2 protein-coding genes are annotated in these 5,015 nt (G+C 76.3%); both read left to right on the top strand.

What is annotated here, in order from left to right; genetic code table 11:
- Positions 1 to 1,151: 1,151 nt before the first annotated feature.
- Positions 1,152 to 3,176, top strand: coding sequence for an AMP-binding protein (locus tag ABD308_RS23200; RefSeq protein WP_425554832.1), 2,025 nt, complete (start codon positions 1,152 to 1,154; stop codon positions 3,174 to 3,176).
- Positions 3,173 to 5,015, top strand: a 1,843-nt coding sequence (locus tag ABD308_RS23190; RefSeq protein WP_344338178.1) for an oxidoreductase, incomplete at its 3' end; no start/stop codon positions are given. The genes ABD308_RS23200 and ABD308_RS23190, both read left to right, overlap by 4 nt.

Genomic DNA, 5,015 nt, shown 5'->3' with positions numbered 1-5,015 from the left:
ACCACGGCCACCCTGATCGGCAACGGGACGGCCGCCCTGCTCGCCCACCCCGAACAGCTCGCCCGGCTGCGCGCCGACCCCGGCCTGCTCCCGGCCGCCGTCCTGGTGCGGGTGTTCTCCGGCGAGCGGGCGCGGGCGCTGTTCGGCGGGGCGGCGGCGCACGCGTTCCAGCCCCTGCACCACCCGCTGAGCGCCGCGATCGGGCTCGGGCTGCTGACCTCGGGGCACCGGTACGGCTGGGCGGTGGCCGCCGGCGGGTCGGGGGCGATCACCCGGGCGCTGGTCGGGCTGCTCACCGAGCTGGGCGGCACGGTGGAGACCGGGGTGCGGGTCCGCTCGGCGGCCCAACTGCCGCCCGCCGACCTCGTCCTGTACGACCTCGCGCCCGGCGCGGTCGCCGGCATCCTGGGCGACCGCCTCCCTCCCCGGACCGCCCGCGCCTACCGCCGCTTCCGTCACGGGCCCGGCGCGTTCAAGGTCGACTTCGCGGTGGAGGGCGGCGTGCCCTGGACCGCCGGACCCGCCCGCCGCGCCGGGACCGTCCACCTCGGCGGGGGGGTCNNNTTCGCCGAGATCGCCGCCACCGAGCGCGCCGTCGCCGCCGGACGGATGCCGCAGCGGCCGTTCGTGCTGGTCGGCCAGCAGTACCTCGCCGACCCTGCGCGCTCGGCCGGCGACGTCCACCCGCTGTGGACCTACGCCCATGTGCCGAACGGGTACACCGGCGACGCCACCGAGGCGATCACCGCCCAGATCGAACGCTTCGCCCCGGGCTTCCGCGAGCGGATCATCGGCCTGGCCGTCCACCGCCCGGCCGACTTCGCCGCCGGCAACCCGAACTTCGTCGGCGGCGACATCATGACCGGCGCCAAGGACGCCGCCCAGCTCCTCCTCGGCCCCCGCGCCACCCTCCACCCGTACGCCACCGGCCTCCCCGGCCACTACCTCTGCTCCGCCGCCACCCCGCCGGGCCCCGGCGTCCACGGCATGTGCGGCGCCCACGCCGCCGAGGCGGCCCTGCGGTGGCTGCGCTCCCCCGGCGGCCGGTAGCGGCGCGGGGCTCGGCCGAATGCGTGTATCGCTCTCTTGACTGGCGTCACGGAAGCGCGATACTTGCCTCACCCCCGCTCGCCCGATGAGGTGGCCCACCCATGGAGCTCTCTCCCTCCGCGCACGTGGACACGTTCTGTCGCGACAACCTCCCCCCGTTCGACGAATGGCCGGAATTCCTGTTCGAGCTACCGGAGTTGGCGTATCCGGACCGACTGAACTGCGCGCACGAGCTGCTGGACGCGACGATCGAGCGCTACGGGCCCGGGCGGCGGTGCCTGGTGACGCCGGACGGGCAGTGGACGTACGGCGAGCTGCGCGAGCGCGCGGACGCGGTGGCCCGGCTGCTGGTCGACCGGCTCGGGGTGGTGCCCGGGAACCGGATACTGTTACGGGGGCCCAACGCGCCCTGGCTGGTGGCCTGTTGGCTCGGGGTGCTGAAGGCGGGCGGGGTGGCCGTGACCACCATGCCGCTGCTGCGGGCGGGCGAGCTGACCACGATGTGCGGGATCGCCCGGCCGACCGTGGCGCTCTGTGACCACCGCTTCCTGGAGGAGCTGGAGCGGGCCGGGACGCCGGGGCTGGTCGTGGTGCCCTACGACCGGACCGGGCCCGAGGGCCTGACCGGGACCGGCCGCTTCACCGCCGTGCCGACCGCCGCCGACGACGTCGCGCTGATCGCCTTCACCTCCGGCACCACCGGCCGGCCCAAGGCCACGATGCACTTCCACCGGGACGTGCTCGCCAACGCCGACACCTTCTCCCGCCACCTGCTGCGACCCACCCCCGACGACCTGTTCGGCGGCACTCCGCCGCTGGCCTTCACCTTCGGGCTCGGCGGCCTGGTGGTCTTCCCGCTCCGGGCGGGCGCCGCGACCCTGCTGCTGGAGCAGGCCGCCCCCGAGCAGCTCGCCGAGCGGGTCCACCGGCACGGGGTGAGCGTGCTGTTCACCGCGCCGACCGCCTACCGGGCGATCCTCGCCGCCGGGCTGGCCGACCGCCTGGCGGGGGTGCGGCGCTGCGTGTCGGCGGGCGAGCACCTGCCGGCGAGCGTCTGGCACGCGTTCCGGGCGGCCACCGGGCAGCGGCTGATCGACGGCATCGGGGCGACCGAGCTGCTGCACGTGTTCATCTCCGCCGCCGACGCCGGCATCCGCCCCGGCGCGACCGGCCTGCCGGTGCCCGGCTACCGGGCGGCGATACTGGACGACCAGGGCCGGCCGGTGCCCGACGGGCAGCCCGGGCGGCTCGCCGTCAAAGGCCCGACCGGCTGCCGCTACCTGCGCGACCGGCGCCAGCGCGACTACGTCCGGGGCGGCTGGAACCTCACCGGTGACACCTATGTGCGCGACGCCGACGGCTACTTCTGGTACCAGGCGCGCGATGACGACATGATCGTCTCGGCCGGCTACAACATCGCCGGGCCGGAGGTCGAGCAGGTGCTCGCCGAGCACCCGGACGTCGCCGACTGCGCGGTGGTCGGGGCGCCGGACGAGCGGCGCGGCGCGGTGGTCAAGGCGTACGTGGTGCTGCGCGCGGGGGCGGCGGCGGGACCGGGGACGGTGCGGGCGCTCCAGGAGCACGTCAAGCGGGGCATCGCGCCGTACAAGTACCCGCGCGAGGTGGAGTTCGTCGACGCGCTGCCGCGCACCGCGACCGGGAAGCTGGCCCGCGCCGAGCTGCGGCGCCGAGCGGCCGGGCCCGATGCGGCGGCTCCGGCCAGCGTGACCACCGAGCGGCGGGTCGAGTGGTCGGACACCGACGCGGCCGGGCACTACCACTTCTCGGCCGTCCAGCGCTGGGCCGAGGCCGCCGAGGCGACGCTGCTGCGCCGGCTCGGGCTGGACGGGCTGTTCGGGCGGATCCCCCGGGTGCACTTCGAGGCGGACTACCGCGAGCGGCTCTGGTTCGGCGACGTGGTCCGCACCGAGCTGCGGGTCGAGCGGGTCGGCGGCTCCTCGCTGCACTACGCCTTCGAGGTGCACGGCCCGCACGGCCTGGCCGCCAGCGGGCGGATGTCGGTGGTGCACGCCGCCCCGCACGCCGAGGGCGCCGAGCCGTGGCCGGAGCCGGTGCGCCACGCGCTCGCCGGCGCCGGGCGCCAGGAGCCGGAGGTGATCCGGTGAGCGGTGGCACCGGCCGGATCGCGGTGATCGGCGCCGGGCCCGGCGGGCTCTACTTCGCCGCGCTGGCCCGGCGGTCGGCGCCCGATCGGGAGATCACCGTCTTCGAACGCGACGGCCGGGACGACGAGTTCGGCTTCGGGGTGGTCTTCTCCGACGAGACGCTGGACGGCATCGCCGAGGCCGACCCCGAGGTGTTCGCCGCGATGAGCGCGGAGTTCGCCCGCTGGAGCGACATCGACGTCCGCTACGCCGGGCGGGTGCGCACCTGCGGCGGGCACGGCTTCGCGGCGCTGGACCGCAACCGGCTGCGCGCGATCCTGCGACGCCGCTGCGCGGAGCTGGCGGTGGACGTGCGCTACCGCACGCCCGCCCCGCCGGTCGAGCGGCTCGCCGAGGAGTACGAGCTGGTGGTCGCGGCGGACGGCGTCAACTCGGCGACCAGGGCGGCGTACGCGGACGCGTTCCGGCCGGAGCTGGACGAGCGGCCCGGCCGCTACATGTGGCTCGCCACCGACCGGGTCTTCGAGGCCTTCACCTTCATCGTCGAGCGCTTCGACTTCGGCGTGCTCCAGGTGCACGCCTACCCGTACAGCGCCGAACGGTCGACGTTCATCGTGGAACTGGCCGAGGAGCCCTGGCGGCGCGCGGGCTTCGAGGCCCTGGCCGCACGGGGGTTGGCGCGCGGCGAGAGCGACACGGCGAGCGTGCGGCGCTGCGCGGAGCTGCTCGCGGGGCACCTGGACGGGCACCGGCTGATCCCGAACGCCTCCCGCTGGATCCGCTTCACCACGGTGCGCAACACCACCTGGCGGCACCGGAACGTGGTGCTGCTCGGTGACGCGGCGCACTCGGCGCACTTCTCGATCGGCTCGGGCACCAAGCTGGCCCTGGAGGACGCCCTGGCGCTCGCCGCGAGCCTGCGCGAACAGCCCACGCTGGACGGCGCGTTGGCGGCGTACGAGGCGGAGCGGCGGCCGGTGGTGGAGTCCGCCCAGCGGGCCGCGCAGGCGAGTCTGGAGTGGTTCGAGACGATCGGCCGGCGGACCGGCCAGGGCCCGGACCGGTTCGCGTTCAACCTGCTCACCCGCAGCCGCCGGGTCACCTACGGGAGCCTGCGGGCCCGCGACCCCGGGTTCGTCGCGGCGGCGGAGGAGGCGGTCGCGGGGACGCCGGACGCACGGGGCACCCCGCCGATGTTCCGGCCGCTGAAGCTGGCGGCGCTGGAGCTGCGCAACCGGGTGGTGGTGCCGCCGCTGGCCACCTTCACCGCCGTCGACGCGCTGCCGGGCGCCTTCGACCGGGCGCAGCTGACCGCGCACGCGCTCGGCGGCGCCGGGCTGGTGATCGCCGGGATGACCGCCGTCACCCCGGAGGGCCGGGCCACCGACCGCTGCCCCGGCCTGTGGAGCGACCACCAGGAGCAGGCCTGGCGCGAACTCGTGGCCGCGGTGAGGGCGGTGAGCGACACCCCGCTCGGGATCCAGCTCACCCACGCCGGCCGCCGGGCCTCGCGGGCGGTGCCGGGACCGGACGGCACCGGGCCGCCGCTCGCCGAGGGCGGCTGGCCGGTGCTCGCCGCCTCGCCGCTGCCGTGGGACGCCGCCGGCCCGCTGCCGCACGAGGCGAACGCCGTCCAACTCGCCGCCGTCACCGCGGATTTCGCGGCCTCGGCGGAGCGCGCGGCGCGGGCCGGATTCGACGTTCTGGAGCTGCAGTTCGGCCACGGCCACCTGCTCTCCGGCTTCCTGTCGCCGCTCACCAACCGGCGCGCCGACGGCTACGGCGGCCCGCTCGCCCAGCGGTTGCGGCTGCCGCTGGAGGTGCTGGCGGGGGGGGGGG

Source organism: Kitasatospora putterlickiae (assembly GCF_039527695.1).
In the GTDB taxonomy this organism is placed as follows: domain Bacteria; phylum Actinomycetota; class Actinomycetes; order Streptomycetales; family Streptomycetaceae; genus Kitasatospora; species Kitasatospora putterlickiae.
Note: the sequence above shows the minus strand (reverse complement) of the source record. Positions and strands in the feature narration are given on the sequence as shown.

What these genes read in the sequence shown, in the direction of transcription:
- ABD308_RS23200 (WP_425554832.1), top strand. Translation starts at nt 1,152, where the DNA reads ATGGAGCTCTCTCCCTCCGCGCACGTGGACACGTTCTGTCGCGACAAC.